General features: G+C 58.7%; 18 protein-coding genes. 11 read left to right on the top strand and 7 right to left on the bottom strand.

Annotated features, from left to right (window positions below; translation table 11 throughout):
* Positions 1–192: 192 nt before the first annotated feature.
* Entirely contained in the window at positions 193–1,311 is a 1,119-nt protein-coding gene (locus V7Q49_RS08985) for a PQQ-dependent sugar dehydrogenase (RefSeq protein WP_333850404.1), read from the top strand.
* Between the two features lies 1 nt (position 1,312).
* Here the strand turns inward: V7Q49_RS08985 and V7Q49_RS08980 are convergent, their stop codons facing one another.
* On the bottom strand, positions 1,313–1,939 hold the full coding sequence (locus tag V7Q49_RS08980; RefSeq protein ID WP_333850403.1) for a glutathione S-transferase family protein: 627 nt from the start codon (positions 1,937–1,939) through the stop codon (positions 1,313–1,315).
* 256 nt (positions 1,940–2,195) lie between these two features.
* On the opposite strand from V7Q49_RS08980, the gene dacC reads away from it, so the two are divergent.
* Complete coding sequence (gene dacC / locus V7Q49_RS08975; RefSeq protein ID WP_333850402.1) at positions 2,196–3,401, top strand: serine-type D-Ala-D-Ala carboxypeptidase; 1,206 nt, start codon at positions 2,196–2,198, stop codon at positions 3,399–3,401.
* Positions 3,402–3,608: 207 nt separating this feature from the next.
* On the opposite strand, the gene deoR is transcribed toward dacC, so the two are convergent.
* The 3 genes from deoR to V7Q49_RS08960 form a co-directional block, all read right to left on the bottom strand.
* The gene (gene deoR / locus V7Q49_RS08970; RefSeq protein ID WP_333850401.1) at positions 3,609–4,367 is read right to left on the bottom strand and encodes a DNA-binding transcriptional repressor DeoR; all 759 of its coding nucleotides are present in this window, start codon (positions 4,365–4,367) and stop codon (positions 3,609–3,611) included.
* A gap of 67 nt (positions 4,368–4,434) precedes the next feature.
* Positions 4,435–5,043 (bottom strand): undecaprenyl-diphosphate phosphatase, encoded by a 609-nt coding sequence (gene ybjG / locus V7Q49_RS08965; protein WP_333850400.1) that lies wholly within the window; start codon positions 5,041–5,043, stop codon positions 4,435–4,437.
* Positions 5,044–5,050: 7 nt separating this feature from the next.
* Positions 5,051–5,779: a phosphatase PAP2 family protein gene (locus tag V7Q49_RS08960; RefSeq protein ID WP_333850399.1), complete on the bottom strand. Its 729-nt coding sequence runs from the start codon at positions 5,777–5,779 to the stop codon at positions 5,051–5,053.
* Between the two features lie 167 nt (positions 5,780–5,946).
* On the opposite strand from V7Q49_RS08960, the gene V7Q49_RS08955 reads away from it, so the two are divergent.
* Positions 5,947–7,182 carry an MFS transporter gene (locus tag V7Q49_RS08955; protein WP_333850398.1) on the top strand — a complete coding sequence of 412 codons (1,236 nt, stop codon included), beginning with the start codon at positions 5,947–5,949 and terminating at the stop codon, positions 7,180–7,182.
* Positions 7,183–7,249: 67 nt separating this feature from the next.
* Here V7Q49_RS08955 and V7Q49_RS08950 read toward each other — a convergent pair whose 3' ends face one another.
* Positions 7,250–8,062, bottom strand: coding sequence for a Cof-type HAD-IIB family hydrolase (locus tag V7Q49_RS08950; protein WP_333850397.1), 813 nt, complete (start codon positions 8,060–8,062; stop codon positions 7,250–7,252).
* The gene (locus tag V7Q49_RS08945; protein ID WP_333850396.1) at positions 8,052–9,269 is read right to left on the bottom strand and encodes an MFS transporter; all 1,218 of its coding nucleotides are present in this window, start codon (positions 9,267–9,269) and stop codon (positions 8,052–8,054) included. Before V7Q49_RS08945 ends, V7Q49_RS08950 begins: the two co-directional genes overlap by 11 nt.
* A gap of 81 nt (positions 9,270–9,350) precedes the next feature.
* Here V7Q49_RS08945 and V7Q49_RS08940 point away from each other — a divergent pair, with 81 nt between their 5' ends.
* From V7Q49_RS08940 to crtB, 7 genes are all read left to right on the top strand, one after another.
* Positions 9,351–9,920: a TetR/AcrR family transcriptional regulator gene (locus V7Q49_RS08940; RefSeq protein WP_333850395.1), complete on the top strand. Its 570-nt coding sequence runs from the start codon at positions 9,351–9,353 to the stop codon at positions 9,918–9,920.
* 89 nt (positions 9,921–10,009) lie between these two features.
* Positions 10,010–10,576, top strand: coding sequence for a DUF2239 family protein (locus V7Q49_RS08935; protein ID WP_333850394.1), 567 nt, complete (start codon positions 10,010–10,012; stop codon positions 10,574–10,576).
* Between the two features lie 210 nt (positions 10,577–10,786).
* Complete coding sequence (locus V7Q49_RS08930; RefSeq protein WP_333850393.1) at positions 10,787–11,707, top strand: polyprenyl synthetase family protein; 921 nt, start codon at positions 10,787–10,789, stop codon at positions 11,705–11,707.
* The gene (gene fni, locus V7Q49_RS08925; RefSeq protein ID WP_333850392.1) at positions 11,704–12,732 is read left to right on the top strand and encodes a type 2 isopentenyl-diphosphate Delta-isomerase; all 1,029 of its coding nucleotides are present in this window, start codon (positions 11,704–11,706) and stop codon (positions 12,730–12,732) included. The genes V7Q49_RS08930 and fni overlap by 4 nt, the downstream gene beginning before the upstream one ends.
* A complete protein-coding gene (gene crtY / locus V7Q49_RS08920; RefSeq protein WP_333850391.1) occupies positions 12,732–13,907 on the top strand; it encodes a lycopene beta-cyclase CrtY in 1,176 nt (391 codons plus the stop codon). The genes fni and crtY overlap by 1 nt, the downstream gene beginning before the upstream one ends.
* Positions 13,900–15,378: a phytoene desaturase gene (locus V7Q49_RS08915; protein WP_333850390.1), complete on the top strand. Its 1,479-nt coding sequence runs from the start codon at positions 13,900–13,902 to the stop codon at positions 15,376–15,378. The genes crtY and V7Q49_RS08915 overlap by 8 nt, the downstream gene beginning before the upstream one ends.
* A complete protein-coding gene (crtB, locus tag V7Q49_RS08910) occupies positions 15,375–16,301 on the top strand; it encodes a 15-cis-phytoene synthase CrtB (RefSeq protein ID WP_333850389.1) in 927 nt (308 codons plus the stop codon). The genes V7Q49_RS08915 and crtB overlap by 4 nt, the downstream gene beginning before the upstream one ends.
* On the opposite strand, the gene V7Q49_RS08905 is transcribed toward crtB, so the two are convergent.
* Positions 16,240–16,776, bottom strand: a complete 537-nt coding sequence (locus V7Q49_RS08905; protein ID WP_333850388.1) for a sterol desaturase family protein — start codon at positions 16,774–16,776, stop codon at positions 16,240–16,242. The two genes, crtB and V7Q49_RS08905, sit on opposite strands and share 62 nt — an antisense overlap.
* Before the next feature lie 175 nt (positions 16,777–16,951).
* On the opposite strand from V7Q49_RS08905, the gene V7Q49_RS08900 reads away from it, so the two are divergent.
* The gene (locus V7Q49_RS08900) at positions 16,952–17,755 is read left to right on the top strand and encodes an FRG domain-containing protein (RefSeq protein ID WP_333850387.1); all 804 of its coding nucleotides are present in this window, start codon (positions 16,952–16,954) and stop codon (positions 17,753–17,755) included.
* The last annotated feature ends 99 nt before the right edge of the window (positions 17,756–17,854 follow it).

Here is a 17,854-nt window from a genome sequence, read left to right as displayed (position 1 = left end):
TTGTAAAAGTAGCAACGCCCCTGCGCTGAGTGGCTAACCTATACCCTAAATAATTCGAGTTGCAGGAAGGCAGCAAGAGAGTGAATCCCCTGGAGCTTACTCTGGTAAGTGACTGGGGTGAGCGAGCGCAGCCAACGCACCTGCAACTTGAAGTATGACGGGTATAAGGCATACGTCGAAAAGGAGTGCATTATGCGTCGATCCTCGCTTATTTACCTGCCATTGTTGCTCATCTCCGCCTCGCTCTTTGCAGCGCCCGCCGAAGTGCAGGTTTCGGTACTGCAAAATAAACTCGATCACCCCTGGGCGCTGGCGTTTCTGCCGCAGGATCAGGGCATGCTGATCACCCTGAAAGGCGGGCAGCTTAAGCGCTGGCAGGCGGGCAAAGGGCTCTCGGATCCTATTGTCGGCGTGCCGAAGGTCTGGGACAGCGGCCAGGGCGGATTGCTCGACGTGGCGCTGGCCCCCGACTTTGCCACCTCCCGCCGGGTCTGGCTGAGCTATGCCGAAGCGGGGGACGACGGGAAAGCGGGCACCGCGGTGGGGTATGGCCGTCTGAGCGAGGATAATACCCGGCTGGAGGCCTTTAAGGTGATTTTCCGCCAGCAGCCGAAACTCTCTACCGGCAATCACTTTGGCGGCAGGCTGGTGTTCGACGGCAAAGGCTACCTGTTTATTGGGTTAGGCGAGAATAATCAGCGCCTGACCGCCCAGGATCTGGATAAATTACAGGGCAAAGTGGTGCGCCTGACCGACCAGGGCGCGGTGCCGGACGATAATCCCTTTGTGAACAACAAACAGGCGCGGCCGGAAATCTGGTCTTACGGTATCCGCAACCCGCAGGGAATGGCGATGAACCCGTGGAGCAACACCCTGTGGCTTAATGAGCACGGGCCGCGCGGGGGTGACGAAATCAACATTCCGGAAAGAGGCAAAAACTACGGCTGGCCGCTGGCCACCCACGGCATTAACTACAGCGGATTGCCAATCCCGGAAGCGAAAGGGGAAAGGGTCGCCGGAACCGAGCCGCCGCTGTTCGTCTGGAAACAGTCTCCGGCGGTGAGTGGGATGGCTTTTTATCACAGCGACGTCTTCCCGCAGTGGAAAAACAAACTCTTTATCGGCGCGCTGAAGGACAAGGATGTGATTGTGCTGAACGTCAGCGGCAATAGCGTCACGGAGGAGGGGAGGATCCTCGGCGACCGCAACCAGCGGGTCCGCGACGTGCGGGTCGGGCCGGACGGCTATTTATACGTGCTGACCGATGAATCAGACGGGCAGCTGTTAAAAGTCAGCCCGTCCAGAAAGTAGATCAGGTTACCGGGATCATTACCACGTTGCGGTAGGCCGGGCGCGCGGTCAGGTTCGCCAGCCAGCGCGCAAGATGCGGACGCGGTGCCCAATCGATGCCTACGTTGGTCAGGTTCCAGACGAAAGGCGCGACGGCGATATCGCCCATGCCAAAGTCGTCGCCCGAGAACCATGCCTGTGTCGCCAGGGTCTCATCCATCAGGGCAAACAGCGATTCGCAGGTGGCTTTTGCGGCGTCAATGGCCGCGTAGTTACGCTCGGCTTCCGGGGTTCTCACCAGTCCCATCAAAATCACCCGGTGGGCAGGAGAGAGCGTCTGGTTGGCCCAGTCCATCCACTTTTCGCCAACGGCACGTTTCGCAGGTTCATCGATCCACAGACGGTTCAGGCCGTACTGCGCCGCGAGATAACGCACAATGGCGTTGGATTCCCATAGCGTAAGGTCGGTTTCGTCATCGCGCAGCAGCGGCACCAGGCCGTTGGGGTTCATCGCCAGATACTCGGCGTCTTTATTTACCCCGTGTTCCAGTCCCGCCATGATCTGCTTAAAGGGTAAATCCAGCTCTTCCAGCGTCCAGAGTACCTTTTTAACGTTGGTCGAATTGTTCCTGCCCCACAAAGTAATCATAATAACCCCTTATAAATAAAGCCGATATCTGGATAAGATCCGTGGTGATGGCTTCACATGGTGAGATAAACCTAACCAATACGCAACAGATGAGAAAAAAATCGATGTGGTCAAAGCGTATCGGGTTGTTATTGCATAAACTTTAAAAACTTTACCAGGTTTTGGTTTTTTTTAAGTCTGGAGTGCGTTATTACTCATCGCTTCTTGCGACACGGCGATGTGACGTGATTTTTGGAATGGAAACTCGGGTGGCATTATGATGCGAAACACTTTTTCTTTACGCGGTCTGGTAGCGGGTTCTGCGCTGCTGGTCCTTTTTGCACCTTCGCTGTACGCAGCGGAACAGGCGGCGCCAGAGGCTCCGCCCGTTGATGCCCGCGCCTGGATATTGATGGACTATGCCAGCGGCAAAGTGCTGGCGGAAGGCAATGCAGATGAAAAACTCGACCCTGCCAGCCTGACCAAAATCATGACCAGCTACGTCGTAGGGCAGGCGCTGAAAGCGGGTAAGATCAAGCTCACCGACATGGTGACCATCGGTAAAGACGCCTGGGCGACCGGCAACCCCGCGCTGCGCGGCTCTTCGGTGATGTTCCTCAAGCCGGGGGATCAGGTGGCAGTTTCCGACCTGAATAAAGGGGTAATCATTCAGTCGGGGAATGACGCCTGTATCGCACTGGCCGATTACGTGGCCGGCAGCCAGGACTCCTTTATTGGTTTGATGAATGGCTATGCACAAAAATTGGGCCTCACCAACACCACCTTTAAAACCGTTCACGGGCTGGACGCGCCGGGTCAGTTCAGTACTGCCCGCGATATGGCCCTGCTGGGTAAAGCACTGATTCATGATGTGCCGGAAGAGTACGCGATCCATAAAGAGAAAGAATTTACCTTCAACAAGATCCGCCAGCCGAACCGCAACCGTCTGCTGTGGAGCAGCAACGTCAACGTGGATGGCATGAAAACCGGCACCACCGCCGGGGCAGGGTATAACCTGGTGGCCTCGGCAACCCAGGGTGATATGCGTCTGATCTCGGTGGTGCTGGGCACCAAAACCGATCGCATTCGCTTTAATGAGTCAGAGAAACTGCTGACCTGGGGCTTCCGCTTCTTCGAAACCGTCACCCCGATCAAGCCGGATGCCACTTTTATCAGCCAGCGCGTCTGGTTTGGCGACAAGAGTGAGGTCAATCTCGGTGCCGGTGAAGGCGGCTCGGTCACTATTCCACGTGGCCAGCTGAAAAACCTGAAAGCCAGCTACACCCTGACCGACAAGCAGCTGACCGCGCCGCTGAAAAAAGGCCAGGTGGTCGGCACCATCGACTTCCAGCTGAACGGCAAATCCATTGAACAGCGTCCGCTGATCGTGATGGAAGCGGTGGAAGAGGGCGGGTTCTTCGGGCGGATGTGGGATTACGTGCTGATGAAATTCCACGACTGGTTTGGCGGCTGGTTTAAATAGTTAAAAGAGCGCCGGGTGGCGGCTTCGCCTTACCCGGCCTACGGGGTTTTGTTGGCCCGCGCAAGCGCAGCGTCGCCGGGCATCAGGGCAACAAACGGCCCGGTACCGTAGGCCCGCGCAAGCGCAGCGCCGCCGGGCATTAGGGCAACAAACGGCCCGGTATCGTAGGCCCGCGCAAGCGCAGCGCCGCCGGGCATTAAGCAGCACTCAGTACATCAACTTAATCTGCTGCGCCTTAGCATAAGCCACCAGCTCCTCATCCGGGCGGCAGTCGCTGACAATCGCGTCAAAACGCGTCAGCTCCCCCATCCGCGCCGGGCGCACTTTACCTACCTTGCTGTGATCCACCACCAGTACATGATACTGGGCCATATTCATCGCCCACTGTTTTACCGGCAGCTCATCCAGATTAAAACAGGTCGCGCCCTGGCGAACATGCACGCCTGCCGCAGAGTAAAAGGCGATGTCCGGGCACAGGTTGCTGAGGGTATCTTGTAGATTAAGCGGTTTAAAGATGGCATTGCTGGCGTGGAACTCGCCGCCGCAGAGGATCACCCGGCACCCGGATTTTTCCTGTAGGGCGAGAAAGGTGTTCAGGGAGTAGCAGACCCCGGTAAACGGCAGGTCGTTATCGATAGCTTCAATGATCCACGGCGTGGTGGTGCCGCAGTCAAAAAACAGCGTCTGATGGGGCTGCACCAGCGAGGCGGCCAGCCGCGCCGCTTTGCGCTTCTCTTCCACCAGGCGGGTTTTTTGATCGCTGAGCAGATAGTGGCTGGCGCTGCGGGGCTCGAGAACAATGTAGCCGCCGAGCAGCACGACGGGCCCGCTTTCACTGTTAAGGTCGCGACGAATGGTCATCTCGGAGACGCCCAGCAGCGCGGCGGCCTCTTTCAGATGCAGTTTATCGCTGCGCTTAAGCGCATTAATCAGTTGAGCCAGCCGTTCTTCACGTCGTGTTTCCATAGGTCCTCTGAGCGATAAATGAACCCCCGTTACGCCGGGGGCTCAAGTTTACCTCGTGAGACCCAAATTAGTCACGTATCCAGCCTTTGCGGATCGGCAGGGCAAAGCAGAAGCGGTACAGCTGCGAAAGGCGGAGATAGAGGGCCTGACCGAACAGGTTCCACAGGATCTGCGCACTCATGCAGCCCAGCAGACCGACCATCAGTCCGCCCAGCATATCCATCGGCCAGTGGACCCCAAGATAGACGCGGGACCAGGCGATGGCGCAGGCTACCACCATCAACACCATGCCCGACCAGACCCGGTGCCAGAGCAGGAACGCCAGGGCAAAAGTGAAAATGGCCGTGCCGTGATCGCTCGGGAAGGAGTCGTCGGCGGCGTGGTGCAGGAAGTTATAGCCAACGTGATCGACAAACGGACGGTCATGCGGGAACAGATGACCCAGCAGCCAGGACGCGGCCATGCTTATCACCAGTGCCATAGCGATTTTAATCACCAGCTGACGCTGGGCGCCGACCTGCTTACGCGGCCCCCACAGCCAGAGGATCGCAATCAGCGCCGGGACGATGCTGATCAGGTCTTTCGCCACAAAGATGGCCAGATCGATACTCCACTCGGGTGAAGCCGGTGTGGCATTAATCAGTTCAAACAGTCCGTAGTTCAGATTTTCTAACATACCCTCGTTACTCTTTTGCAAACCAGGTGGAGATCAGGCCATAAGCCACCACCTGTGAAAACCACACCCACCAACCTGCCCACAGGTTGTGCGAGAAGAAATGTGCCCCGCGCATGACCTGGCCGTAGCCCATGACCAGGCCGAGCACGGCACCGACTATCACCATTCCCCAGGCCAGGCGCGGACGCTCACGCCAGAAGGCAAAGAACAGCCCCATCACCATAAAGCCGCTTGAGGAGTGTCCGCCCGGGAAACAGCGGCCCGGGCCACTGCCGAGGGGCGCTGAGTCAAACAGGGGATACGACAGCGCTTTACCGCCGTACTCCACCAGGTCCCACGGGCAACTGTGATGGCTGATGGCTTTCAGGATGCCCACCACCGCCGTGCCCAGACCCATCAGCAGCGCCGCCGTCACTAATCGCGGGCTGCGTTTATACGCGCCGTAAAGGAGTGTGACCGCCGCCACGGCAATGGTGACGTATTTCGCCAGCCGATGATTAAGCAGATCCAGCAGCGCGTTTTGCTGCAGCGGAAAGTGCTGGCTCGCGGCGTCAAACCAGTAACCCGTCAGCAGCCTGTCGAGGGTTTCATCCCGCGCAAGCCAGGTAAAAAGCCCGGCCAGGACCAGCAGCACAATAAGCTGGTAACCATAAAAACGAACCGGCAACCGGTAAAGGGCTTTTGTCTTAGAAGTCTTTAACTTAGACAATTCTGAAGCGGAGGTGATTTGTGTCATAATTAAGGTCAATGACTGGAAAAGCCCAAGCATACGGATGGCAACTTAAGGAAACCTTAAACGACGGCGATTTGTGCCTTATTTCTGTGAGGCGACGCAAATCTGCTATCTCTGGTGCGGCCATTTCATTACACTCTGCGCGATTTTTTATCGGATATTGAGACTCCATGCTAAACCGTTCTTCTTCCCGCACGCGCCTGGGGCGTCAGGCGCTGCTGTTCCCGCTGTGTCTGGTCCTGTACGAATTCTCCACCTATATCGGTAACGATATGATCCAGCCCGGCATGCTGGCCGTGGTGGAACAGTACAACGCCGGGATCGAGTGGGTGCCCACCTCCATGACCGCTTATCTGGCGGGGGGGATGTTTTTACAGTGGCTGCTCGGGCCGCTGTCGGATCGTATTGGCCGTCGTCCGGTGATGCTGACCGGGGTAGTGTGGTTTATCGTCACCTGCCTGGCGACCCTGCTGGCGCAAACCATCGAGCAGTTCATGGTGCTGCGTTTTTTACAGGGGGTGAGCCTGTGCTTTATCGGTGCCGTGGGTTACGCCGCCATCCAGGAGTCCTTTGAGGAGGCGGTGTGCATTAAAATCACCGCCCTGATGGCTAACGTGGCGCTGATTGCGCCCCTGCTCGGCCCGCTGGTGGGGGCGGCCTGGGTCCACGTCGCGCCGTGGGAGGGGATGTTCGTGCTGTTTGCCGCCCTGGCGGCGATCTCGTTTTACGGTCTGTACCGCGCCATGCCCGAAACCGCGACCCGCATCGGTGAGAAGCTCTTACTCAAAGAGCTGGGGCGCGACTATAAACTGGTGCTGAAAAACGTGCGTTTTGTGGCGGGTTCGCTGGCAATTGGCTTTGTCTGCCTGCCGCTGCTGGCGTGGATTGCCCAGTCGCCGGTGATCATCATCAGCGGCGAAAAGCTCAGCAGCTACGAGTACGGCCTGTTGCAGGTGCCGATTTTTGGTGCGCTGATTGTCGGTAACCTCGTTCTGGCCCGTCTGACGTCGCGCCGCACCGTGCGCTCGTTAATCATCATGGGCGGCTGGCCGATTGTGATTGGGCTGGTGGTGGCCGCGGTGGCGACGGTGGTGTCATCTCATGCGTATCTGTGGATGACCGCCGGGCTGAGCATCTATGCGTTTGGTATCGGGCTGGCGAATGCCGGGCTGGTGCGCCTGACGCTGTTTGCCAGCGAGATGAGCAAAGGGACGGTATCGGCGGCGATGGGGATGTTGCAGATGCTGATCTTCACCGTCGGGATTGAAGTCAGTAAACACGCCTTCAGCAGCGGGGGCAACGGGCTGTTCAGCCTGTTCAATCTGGCGAACGGCATCCTGTGGTTGGGGCTGATGTTTGTGTTCCTGAAAGACAAGCGGGTAGGCAGTTCGTTACAGCCGGATTAAGCGGGCATTGTGCCCGCATTTTTGCCGGGTGGCGGCTGCGCCTTACCCGGCCTACAAAACTGCGTGCTTAATTGAATGGCGCTTCGCGGTTCAACACGCGGTCAATCACCTCCAGCACCCCTTCGTCGTTATTGTGCGGCGCCTCATAGCGGGCGACCGCCTTGATGTGCTCCCGGGCATTCGCCATCGCAAAGCTAAACCCGGACTGGCTCAACATCTCCACGTCGTTGCCGCTATCGCCAAAGGCCACCACCTCGCTGTTATCGATGCCCCACAGCTCCTGCAGCAGGCGCAGGCCGTTGGCTTTGTGGATCCCCGGCAGGATCAGGTCGATACTGCCGTGGCCGGTGGTGACCGGTACCATAATGTCGCTTAGCTGCTGGTGGATCATCGCCTGAATGCGCGGGATCTCGTCGTCCGGCACGTTCAGCCCAAACTTAAAGAAGATATCGTTGAAGTTATCGAAGTTCTCCACCTTTTCCAGCCGATGATAATATTTGGCAGCAAGGTCGTGGAAGGCTTCGCCATAGTGCTTCAGGGTGTAGGCGCTGCCTTTACCGCAGGCGATCACTTCCACTTCCGGAATGGCGCAGAGAAACTCCGCCACGGCGGCGAACTGCTCCTGGGTCAGCTCGCCGTTGTACACGTCTTCCCCGGCGTTAACCACCCAGCCGCCGTTTTCCGCGACAAAGGCGATCTCATCGGCGATCTCCGGGAAAAAGGAGATCAGCTGGTAGTACTGGTTCCCGCTGGCGACCACAAACCGTATACCCTGCTCCTTCATCTGCGCGTACTGGCGCAGAAAACGCGCGCGATTGTACTCTTTCGCATCGTTGAGGAAGGTGCCATCCATATCAACCGCAATCAGTTTAACGCTCATATCCATTCTCCATGGCAGTTTTAGCCTGCGTATCCGGTTTGGCGACCGCCCTGGCGACCAGGGCGGCAATCATGACTAATCCTAAGACCACCAGCATGGCGCTACGTAAGCCGTAGTGCTCCCCGAGGAAGCCCAGCAGCGGCGGGCCCACCAGGAAGGCGAGATAGCCGGTGGTAGCGACCACGCTGACGCGGGTTGGCGCATCCGGGCCGGTGTCGCTGGCCGCCGAAATGGTCAGCGGGAAGCCGAGCGAGGCGCCAAGCCCCCACAGCACCACCGACACGCCGGCCACCCAGTCGACATCGACAAAAATAATCAGGGCAATGCCCAGCCCGCCCAACAGGGCGCTGGCGCGTACGACCGTCACGCGGCTGTAGCGGTCGATAAACCAGCCGCCGGTAAAGCGCCCGACGGTCATGCCCAGCGTAAACCCGGCGTAAATCAGCGAGCCGGAGGTGGGGCTGAAGCCGTGACCGTCCACCATCAGCAGCGGCAACCAGTCGTTTGCTGATCCTTCGGCAAAGGCCATGGCCAGCACCACCACGCCAATCAGCATCAGCTGCATATCGCGATAGAAGGGCAGCCCTTTTTCACCCGATTTTGCCTCACCCGCGAGGTTCCTGCCGTTGCCGTCCGGGATGGCGGTGATCCCCAGCAGAACCGGGGCGATACAGACCAGGCCGGCCAGCAAAATGTGGGTGGTGGCAGCAATACCGGAGGCGGTGAGGGCCATGCCGATACCGGCGCCTGCCAGCGTACCGAGACTGTAAAACCCGTGCATCATCGGCAGCACGGTTTTGTTCATCTCCCGCTCGATGGTGGCACCTTCAACGTTGATCGCCACTTCCGCCGCGCCAAAACTGCCGCCAAACACGGTCAGCCCGAGGGCAAACGCCAGCGGAGAGGCAAACCACAGCGCAACGCTAAGGAGGATCATACCCACAATCGCGCAGCACATGGTGGTGCGGATCACAGTCCGGGTACCGAAGCGCTTAACCAGCCAGGCGGAACAGAGAATGCCGCTCATCGAGCCAATCGACAGGCCAAACAACACGATGCCCATCTCCGCCGTCGAGACCGACAGAATGTCGCGGATGGCAGGGGTGCGCGTGGCCCAGGAGGCCATTAACAGGCCGGGGATAAAGAAGAACATAAACAGCGCCCACAGGCGGCGTTGCAGAAGTTTGCGCGGTGAGATGACGGTCATGGTTTCTGTACCAGAAGGACAACATAGAAGACAACACTAGCAAGTTTGTGTACATTTGTACATAAATGCGCTGAGGTAAAAATGAACAGACGACCCAACGATCCGCAACGGCGGGAACGGATATTGCAGGCTACCCTCGACACCATCGCTGAGCATGGTCTGAACGCCGTCACCCATCGCAAAATCGCCAGCTGCGCCGGGGTGCCGCTGGGGTCGATGACCTACTATTTTTCGGGAATGGAGGCGCTGCTCGAAGAGGCCTTCACCTGGTTTACGCAGCAGATGTCGGTGCAGTATCGCGACTTCTTTGCCGGGGTGACGGGGCCGGAGATGGCCTGCGAATCGATCGTCACCCTGATTTACAGCTCCCAGGTCACCACGCCGCACAATATGGAGTTGATGTATCAGCTTTATGCCTTTATGAACCGCAGCGCCTCGTTAAAAACCGTGATGCAGGACTGGATGAAAACCAGCCAGACGACCCTGGAGCAGTGGTTTGATCCGGTTACCGCCCGCGCGCTGGATGCATTTATAGAGGGGATGACGCTGCATTTTGTCACCGACCGCCAGCCGCTCTCGCGGGAAGCGTTGCGGGTGATGGTGGGACGCATCGCGGGGGAGGGAGCGTGGTCAGGGAACAAGCCAGAATAGCGCGTTGTTCTCTTTTATCCGGGTATAATTAACAGGTATCGCCAGACAGCCTCACTTTTTATTTTTACCCGGATAAAAAAGGTAATGGCATGATAACCCTCACCCTTACCGCCTTCTGGCGGCAGCGGCAGATTGCTCACGGAACGCTGAGCGAACTGTTACAGCAGATCCAATCCATTAACATTCACCGTGAAAGCGTTTTCATATTTAACGATCGCAGCGGAAAACGGCTCGATATTCCTCTTAACGGCGATATTGCCGATATTCTGGCGGTCTACCCCGAACTGGCAGAGACCCGCGTCGTAAAATCCCGAGGACGGCCAAAACTGGGCGTCTCGGCAAAAGAGGTGACATTGCTGCCGCGGCACTGGGAATGGTTAGCGACTCAGCCCGGCGGGGCGTCCGCTACCTTGCGCAGGCTTATCGACCAGGCCAGAAAAACCGGCGAACCGGCGGATAACAAGCGCCAGCGTCACGATCGCGCCTACCACTTTATGTACGAGATAGCGGGGGACTTGCCTGATTACGAGGCCAGCCTGCGCGCACTTTTTGCGGATGATGAAGCGGCGTTTACGGCGTGTATCGGAAACTGGCCGCAGGATATTCGTCAGTACGCGCTACGGCTGGCGTTTGGCAAGGAACAGCAGGGCGACTAAAAATCTCTACAAATGTAAATTTTTGTGCAATTTTCCGTGAGGCTTCTCTTTTAACTTATTGATTTTATTTGCTGTTAAATTCGGCTCTGGTTTCCCCTTTCCCGGCGGGCAACAAAACGCAGAAGGATACGCTACGCTATCTAAATCACCCTGCGGCAAGCGTTTTTACCCCTTCTGCGGACGTCGCAACCTAACACCGGGGAAGCCCCTATGACCCTTAGTCATGAAGATGATGTAAAAATGCTGCTGTCTGCGTTTGAACGGCGTCTGGAACAACTCTTGCCCGAGGGCGAGCAGGAGGGCCAGGTCTATGCCGCCATGCGCGAAGCCACGCTGGTCGCTGGCAAGCGGATGCGCCCTCTGTTGCTGCTGCTGGCGGCGACGGATATGGGCTACAAAACCGAGCAGACCGGCCTTCTGGATCTGGCCTGCGCCATTGAGATGGTCCACGTCGCCTCCCTGATCCTTGACGACATGCCCTGCATGGACAATGCCATGCTCAGACGCGGGCGTCCCACTGTTCACTATCAGTATGGCGAAAACGTCGCGATACTGGCGGCGGTGGCGCTGCTGAGCCACGCTTTTTGCGTCATCTCACGCGCCCCTTCGCTGACGCACGAGGCCAAAGCGCGGGCGATGGCTGAGCTTTCGGCCTCGGTGGGGCACATGGGGCTGGTGCAGGGGCAATTTCGCGATCTGAATCAGGCGCGGCAGAGCCGCAATCCCGATGAGATCCTGCTGACCAATGAGCTGAAAACCAGCAGCCTGTTCAACGCCACCCTCCAGCTGGCGGCTATCGCCGCCGATGCGCCGCCGCAGGTCAGCGAACGTCTGCGCTTTTTCGCCCGGGATCTGGGCCAGGCCTTCCAGCTGATTGATGATCTGACCGACGGCTCAACTGCCAACGGCAAAGATCCTCATCAGGATAAAGATAAATCGACGCTGGTCGCGGTGCTCGGGGCCGAAAGCGTGTTCCTGCGGCTGCGCGAGCATGTGCGCAGCGCCGATCAGCATATTGCAACCGCCTGTCAGCCGGGAAACACCGCCCGGTACTATGTTCACGTCTGGTTTGAAAAACAGCTGACGCTTATCAGTCAGAGCCTGTCGTTATCCGTGTCGGAGTGTCAATGAGCAGCCTGTCGCAACGTAAAAGCGATCATCTCGATATCGTACTGAACGGCGCGCCCGGCGCAAAAAAGTGTACCAACGGCTTTGAAAAATGGCGCTTCGGGCACTGTGCCCTGCCCGAACTGCATCTTGATGATATCGATCTCACGACCTCGCTGTTTGGTCGAACCCTGAACGCGCCGCTGCTGATCAGCTCCATGACCGGCGGTACCCGCCGGGCGAGCCAGATCAATCAGCATCTGGCCCTCGCCGCGCAGGCGCTGGGGCTGGCGATGGGGGTGGGATCCCAGCGCGTGGCGCTGGAGAGCGAGGCCAATTATGGCCTGACGCGCGAACTGCGCACCTTTGCCCCGGACGTGGTGCTGATGGCCAACCTCGGTGCCGCGCAAATCGCCGGCCGACAGGGGATCGACTATGCCAGACGTGCCGTAGAGACGCTTTCGGCAGATGCGCTGATTATCCACCTCAACCCGCTGCAGGAGGCGCTGCAGCACGGCGGGGATCGCAACTGGTGCGGGGTTATCGATGCCATTCATCACACCGTCGAGGCGCTGCACGTGCCGGTAGTGGTCAAAGAGGTGGGCAACGGGATCTCGGTACCTGTTGCCCGTCAGCTGGCGGCGGCAGGGGTGGCGATGCTGGATGTCGCCGGTGCCGGAGGCACCAGTTGGGCGGCGGTTGAGGGCGAACGCGCCATCACCGCGCATGACCGGGCGGTGGCGATGGCCTTTGCCGACTGGGGGATCCCTACCGCGACGGCACTCCAGGATCTGCATCAGGCACTGCCCGACATGCCGCTGGTGGCCTCGGGCGGGATCGCCAACGGCATCGAGGTGGCGAAAGCGATCCGCTTAGGCGCAAGCATGGTGGGGCAGGCGGCCGGAGTGCTGCAAAGCGCGTTAGTCTCCAGCGAGGCGGTCATTGACCATTTTCAGGTGATCGTCGACCAGCTGCGCGTCGCCTGTTTCTGCACCGGAAGCGCCAACCTGGCGCAGCTGCGTCAGGCCACGCTGGTGGCCCAAACCTGATGGCTCGCGCGTGGGACATCATCCTGGCAGGCGGTGGGCTGGCTAACGGGCTGATCGCGTTACGGCTGTGGCAACAGCGCCCGGAGCTGCGCGTGCTGCTTCTCGAAGCCGACGGCAGGCATGGGGGTAATCACACCTGGTCATTCCATGAGGGTGATATTACTCCCGGGCAGCACCAGTGGATTGCTCCCCTGATCGCGCACCGCTGGCAGGGGTACGACGTCCGCTTTCCCGACCTGAACCGGACCCTCACCGGGGATTACCTCAGCGTCACGTCCGCGCGTTTTGCTGCCGTGCTGGCCGACACCGCTGGCACGCGTCTGCACACCCATGCCTTCGTCACCGCGCTCACCCCGGAGTCGGTGATGCTCGCCGACGGCACTCGACTCCAGGCCCGGGCGGTGATCGATGGCCGGGGCTATATGCCGGACAGGCACCTCAACACCGGCAGCCAGTCGTTTCTCGGTCAACAGTGGCGTCTGCGTCAGCCGCACGGCCTGACCCGGCCGATACTGATGGATGCCACGGTTAATCAGCAGGGCGGGTACCGTTTTGTCTATACTCTCCCGCTTTCCACAACCGAGCTGCTGATCGAAGATACCCATTACATCGACGCCGCCGAACTGCATCTCAGCGCCGCCCGGCAACACATTGCTGACTATGCTCACCAGCAGGGCTGGTGTCTGGAGAGCCTGACGCGAGAAGAGCAGGGCCATCTGCCGATTATGCTGGGGGGCGATTTCCAGGCGTTCTGGCAGGCGCGGGATCACCAACCTTGCAGCGGCCTGCGCGCCGGACTGTTTCATGCCACCACCGGCTATTCACTGCCGCACGCGGTGGCGCTGGCCGACGCCATTGCCGGAGCCGCGGATATCAGCGCGGCCGGGATCTTTGCCGTAATTCATCGCTATGCCCGTCACCAGTGGCACGCCCAGCGTTTTTTCCGCGCCCTGAACCGTATGCTGTTTCTGGCGGGGGAGGCCGATCAACGCTGGCAGGTGATGCAACGTTTTTACTCTCTTAACGAAGGGCTGATTGCCCGCTTTTATGCCGGACAGCTGACCCTGGCCGATAAAGCGCGGATCCTGGCAGGTAAGCCCCCGGTTCCCGTCGGCGAAGCGATGCTCGCCATACTGAAACTCACTCCCCGGATGCGAGCGTTTCACCATGAATAAAACAGTGATTATTGGCGCCGGTTTTGGCGGATTAGCGCTGGCCATTCGGCTACAGGCGCAGGGCATTGCCACACTTCTGCTGGAGCAGCGGGATAAGCCCGGCGGGCGCGCTTATGTTTATCAGGATAAAGGGTTCACCTTTGACGCCGGGCCGACGGTGATAACCGATCCCAGCGCCATCGAAGAGCTGTTTACCCTGGCCGGAAAGCGGATGGCGGATTATGTCGATCTGCTGCCGGTGACCCCGTTCTATCGCCTGTGCTGGGAGACGGGCGAGGTATTTGATTACGACAACGTGCAGACCCGGCTGGAAGAGCAGATAAGACGTTTCAACCCGCGCGACGTGGAGGGTTATCGCAAGTTTCACGCCTACTCCCGGGCGGTGTTTAATGAGGGGTATCTCAAGCTCGGCACGGTGCCGTTCCTCTCTTTTCGCGACATGCTCCGCGCCGCGCCGCAGCTGACTCGCCTGCAGGCCTGGCGCAGCGTCTACGGCATGGTCTCGCGCTTTATCGAGAATGAGCAGCTGCGCCAGGCGTTCTCCTTTCATTCCCTGCTGGTGGGGGGTAATCCCTTTGCCACCTCGTCCATTTATACCCTGATACACGCCCTGGAGCGGGAGTGGGGCGTCTGGTTTGCCCGGGGCGGTACCGGGGCGCTGGTGCAGGGGCTGGTGAAGCTCTATCAGGATCTGGGCGGCGAGCTGCAGCTGAATGCCGAGGTGACCCGGCTGGTGGCCGAGGGCGATCGCATTTGCGCCGTGGAGCTAAAAGACGGCCAGAGGATCCCGACCGCGGCGGTGGCCTCCAACGCCGACGTGGTGCATACCTACGAAAAGCTGCTGGGGCACCATCCGGCGGGGGCCGCGCGCGCGGCATCGCTCAAGCGCAAACGCATGAGTAATTCCCTGTTTGTGCTCTATTTTGGCCTGAACAAGCAGCACGACCTGGCGCACCATACCGTCTGTTTCGGGCCGCGCTACAGAGAGCTGATCGACGATATTTTTCATAAAAACGCCCTGCCGGACGATTTTTCGCTCTACCTGCACGCACCCTGCGTTACCGATCCCTCCCTGGCACCGCCGGGCTGCGGCAGCTATTACGTGTTAGCCCCGGTGCCCCACTTAGGCACCGCAGATCTTGACTGGAACAGTGAAGGGCCACGGCTGCGCGACCGGATTTTTGCCTATCTTGAGGCCCACTACATGCCGGGACTGCGCAGCCAGCTGGTGACCCACCGCATGTTCACCCCCTTCGATTTTCGCGACCAGCTGGGGGCTCATCTGGGCTCCGCTTTTTCTGTGGAGCCGATCCTGCGTCAGAGCGCCTGGTTCCGGCCACACAATCGCGACAGCCGGATCCCCAATCTTTACCTGGTCGGGGCGGGTACCCATCCGGGGGCCGGTATTCCTGGGGTGATCGGCTCGGCGAAAGCCACGGCAGGGCTGATGCTGGAGGCGCTGTCCCGATGAACACCACCCTGATGGATCACGCGACCGATACCATCGCCGTGGGCTCGAAAAGCTTTGCCACCGCGGCGAAACTCTTCGACCCATTAACCCGGCGTAGCGTGCTGATGCTCTACGCCTGGTGCCGCCACTGCGACGACGTAATCGACGGCCAGGAGCTGGGGTTTTACGCCAGTCCCGTGGACAACGCTCAGGCAGAACAGCGTCTGGAGATGCTCAAAAACCAGACCCAGCGCGCGTGGGAGGGGGGCGAGATGAGTGAGCCCGCATTCGCCGCCTTTCAGGAGGTGGCCCTGGGCCACAACATCCCGCTTCAGCTGGCTTACGATCATCTCGATGGCTTTGCCATGGACGTGCGCGAGACGCGATACGAGACCTTCGATGACACCCTGCAGTACTGCTATCGCGTGGCGGGGGTGGTGGGGCTCATGATGGCTCGAGTGATGGGGGTACGTGATGAAGCGGTGCTCGACCGTGCCTGTGATTTAGGCCTGGCGTTTCAGCTGACCAATATCGCCAGGGATATCGTCGAGGATGCCCGGGTTGGCCGCTGTTATCTGCCGGCCCGGTGGCTGGACGAGGAGGGTATCCCGGCTGATGCGCTCGATAGCGCTGCGATGCGTCCGCAGCTGGCAAGGCTGGCGTATCGGCTGGTGGCCGAAGCCGAACCCTATTACGCTTCAGCCCGCGAGGGGCTGGCCGGGCTGCCGCTGCGATCCGCATGGGCGATTGCCTCGGCGCACGGGGTATATCGTGAGATTGGCATTAAGGTGAGTGCGGCAGGTCCCCGCGCCTGGGATAGACGGCAGGGGACCAGCGCGTTTGAAAAATCGGGATTACTGCTGAAAGGCGCCAGGCTGGCGCTTACCTCTCGTTTTGCGACGCAGGTGCCGCGTCCGGCCGGGCTCTGGCAGCGCCCGCGTTAGCCGCACGGCGCGCCTTGCGCTGGCGTAAGGTGGCCTGCAATTTTTCAATCGGCGGCGCATACAAAAACCCAAAGGAGACGCAGTCCTCTTTGCCCCGTACCGCGTGGTGCAGACGGTGCGCCAGATAGAGGCGCTTGAGGTATCCCCGGCGCGGGATATAGCGAAACGGCCAGCGCTGATGCACCAGCCCATCGTGCACCATAAAATAGAGCGCGCCATAAGCCGTCATCCCGGCGCCAATCCACTGTAGCGGCCACAGGCCCCAGGTCCCCAGCGCAATCAGCACAATCGCCAGCACGGCGAACACCACCGCGTAGAGATCGTTCACCTCGAACCAGCGGGTGCGCGGCTCGTGATGCGACTCATGCCACCCCCAACCCCAGCCGTGCATGATGTACTTATGCGCAAGGGCGGCGACTAACTCCATGGCGGCAACGGTTAAAAGTACAATCGCTGTGTTGTACAACGCGAGCATTGGTGCTCCTTGGGCTCGGAGGAGGAATTTATCTTTCTCATAAAGCGTAACACTAAATTGGAGGAAGGGTGGGGCGGCCATTTCTGGGGGGGTAATGCTTATTGTACCCACCATGCATACATGCAAAAATTTTGTTGATGATTTAAAACCCAGGTAAATGAAGCGGAGGGAACCAGTGAAAGTCATTGATACGGATTTATTCGGTCCTGTGGTTGCACCTGATGAGTTTTGGCAAATTATCGAACTTGCTTCAGTAGGTGAGTGCGAAACAAAAAACATCTACTTGTGGAGAGGGCAAGGCAACATCGCCTGGCCAGTACACAGTTCGGCATACAGACGATTAGAGAAAAACCGCACCTCTAAACCTTCAGAAATAAGTATGCGTGACTATGAGAGAGAGCTTTTATTAAACGCTAAACATCAAGGCTACCATTACGAAAATGGCCGCACGCTGGCTGATTTTGAACTCCTTGCCAAGCTGCAACATCATGGCGCAGCAACGCGACTGGTGGATTTTTCAAGAAACATGCTCGTCGCTCTCTGGTTTGCGTGTAATTCTGAGAGAGACAAAACGGGACTGTTGTTTGGTCTGTATTGGGCAGCAGCTCATGGCTTTGAGGGAAGGCCTGAACCTCGTGCTTACAATGATATTTTCGGAACGGGAGACCCTAACGCCGACGACGAGTTGGAAAACTTTCCGCGACTTTGGCAGCCTCCAGTCGTGATTAAAAGGATCGCAGCGCAAAGTGCGCAGTTTCTTTACAGCCGAGTCAGCGATGCCCGGACGGGCAGCTTGGTCTTTGGGGAGAACCCGAACTATCTCAACCTGATTGCTCTTACGCCTGAACTTAAACAGCAATGTTTGCTGCTGCTGGAGAATCTATTTGATATCAGGCAGTTCACTCTTTTCCCGGATGTGGACGGTTTTTGTTATGCCAACAGTGTCAGTTTTGGAAGCCACAGTAACGAACGATGGTAGATCGAGGGCTTTCTGTCGGAATACATGAAACGAATGAAGTGGTTGAGTAAGAAGATCAGGGATTTAAGGCAACAAAAAACCCATCAACCTTGAACCAAA

It is taken from the genome of Leclercia sp., assembly GCF_036780805.1.
Classification (GTDB): domain Bacteria; phylum Pseudomonadota; class Gammaproteobacteria; order Enterobacterales; family Enterobacteriaceae; genus Enterobacter.
Note: the sequence above shows the minus strand (reverse complement) of the source record. Positions and strands in the feature narration are given on the sequence as shown.

Excerpts from the sequence above, each read along its gene's own strand:
- V7Q49_RS08980 (WP_333850403.1), bottom strand. The coding sequence starts at position 1,939 with ATGATTACTTTGTGGGGCAGGAACAATTCGACCAACGTTAAAAAGGTA.
- dacC (WP_333850402.1), top strand. The coding sequence starts at position 2,196 with ATGATGCGAAACACTTTTTCTTTACGCGGTCTGGTAGCGGGTTCTGCG.
- V7Q49_RS08930 (WP_333850393.1), top strand. The coding sequence starts at position 10,787 with ATGACCCTTAGTCATGAAGATGATGTAAAAATGCTGCTGTCTGCGTTT.
- V7Q49_RS08945 (WP_333850396.1), bottom strand. The coding sequence starts at position 9,269 with ATGACCGTCATCTCACCGCGCAAACTTCTGCAACGCCGCCTGTGGGCG.
- crtY (WP_333850391.1), top strand. The coding sequence starts at position 12,732 with ATGGCTCGCGCGTGGGACATCATCCTGGCAGGCGGTGGGCTGGCTAAC.
- V7Q49_RS08915 (WP_333850390.1), top strand. The coding sequence starts at position 13,900 with ATGAATAAAACAGTGATTATTGGCGCCGGTTTTGGCGGATTAGCGCTG.
- V7Q49_RS08940 (WP_333850395.1), top strand. The coding sequence starts at position 9,351 with ATGAACAGACGACCCAACGATCCGCAACGGCGGGAACGGATATTGCAG.
- fni (WP_333850392.1), top strand. The coding sequence starts at position 11,704 with ATGAGCAGCCTGTCGCAACGTAAAAGCGATCATCTCGATATCGTACTG.
- V7Q49_RS08960 (WP_333850399.1), bottom strand. The coding sequence starts at position 5,779 with ATGACACAAATCACCTCCGCTTCAGAATTGTCTAAGTTAAAGACTTCT.
- crtB (WP_333850389.1), top strand. The coding sequence starts at position 15,375 with ATGAACACCACCCTGATGGATCACGCGACCGATACCATCGCCGTGGGC.
- V7Q49_RS08985 (WP_333850404.1), top strand. The coding sequence starts at position 193 with ATGCGTCGATCCTCGCTTATTTACCTGCCATTGTTGCTCATCTCCGCC.
- V7Q49_RS08955 (WP_333850398.1), top strand. The coding sequence starts at position 5,947 with ATGCTAAACCGTTCTTCTTCCCGCACGCGCCTGGGGCGTCAGGCGCTG.
- V7Q49_RS08935 (WP_333850394.1), top strand. The coding sequence starts at position 10,010 with ATGATAACCCTCACCCTTACCGCCTTCTGGCGGCAGCGGCAGATTGCT.
- V7Q49_RS08950 (WP_333850397.1), bottom strand. The coding sequence starts at position 8,062 with ATGAGCGTTAAACTGATTGCGGTTGATATGGATGGCACCTTCCTCAAC.
- ybjG (WP_333850400.1), bottom strand. The coding sequence starts at position 5,043 with ATGTTAGAAAATCTGAACTACGGACTGTTTGAACTGATTAATGCCACA.
- deoR (WP_333850401.1), bottom strand. The coding sequence starts at position 4,367 with ATGGAAACACGACGTGAAGAACGGCTGGCTCAACTGATTAATGCGCTT.
- V7Q49_RS08905 (WP_333850388.1), bottom strand. The coding sequence starts at position 16,776 with ATGCTCGCGTTGTACAACACAGCGATTGTACTTTTAACCGTTGCCGCC.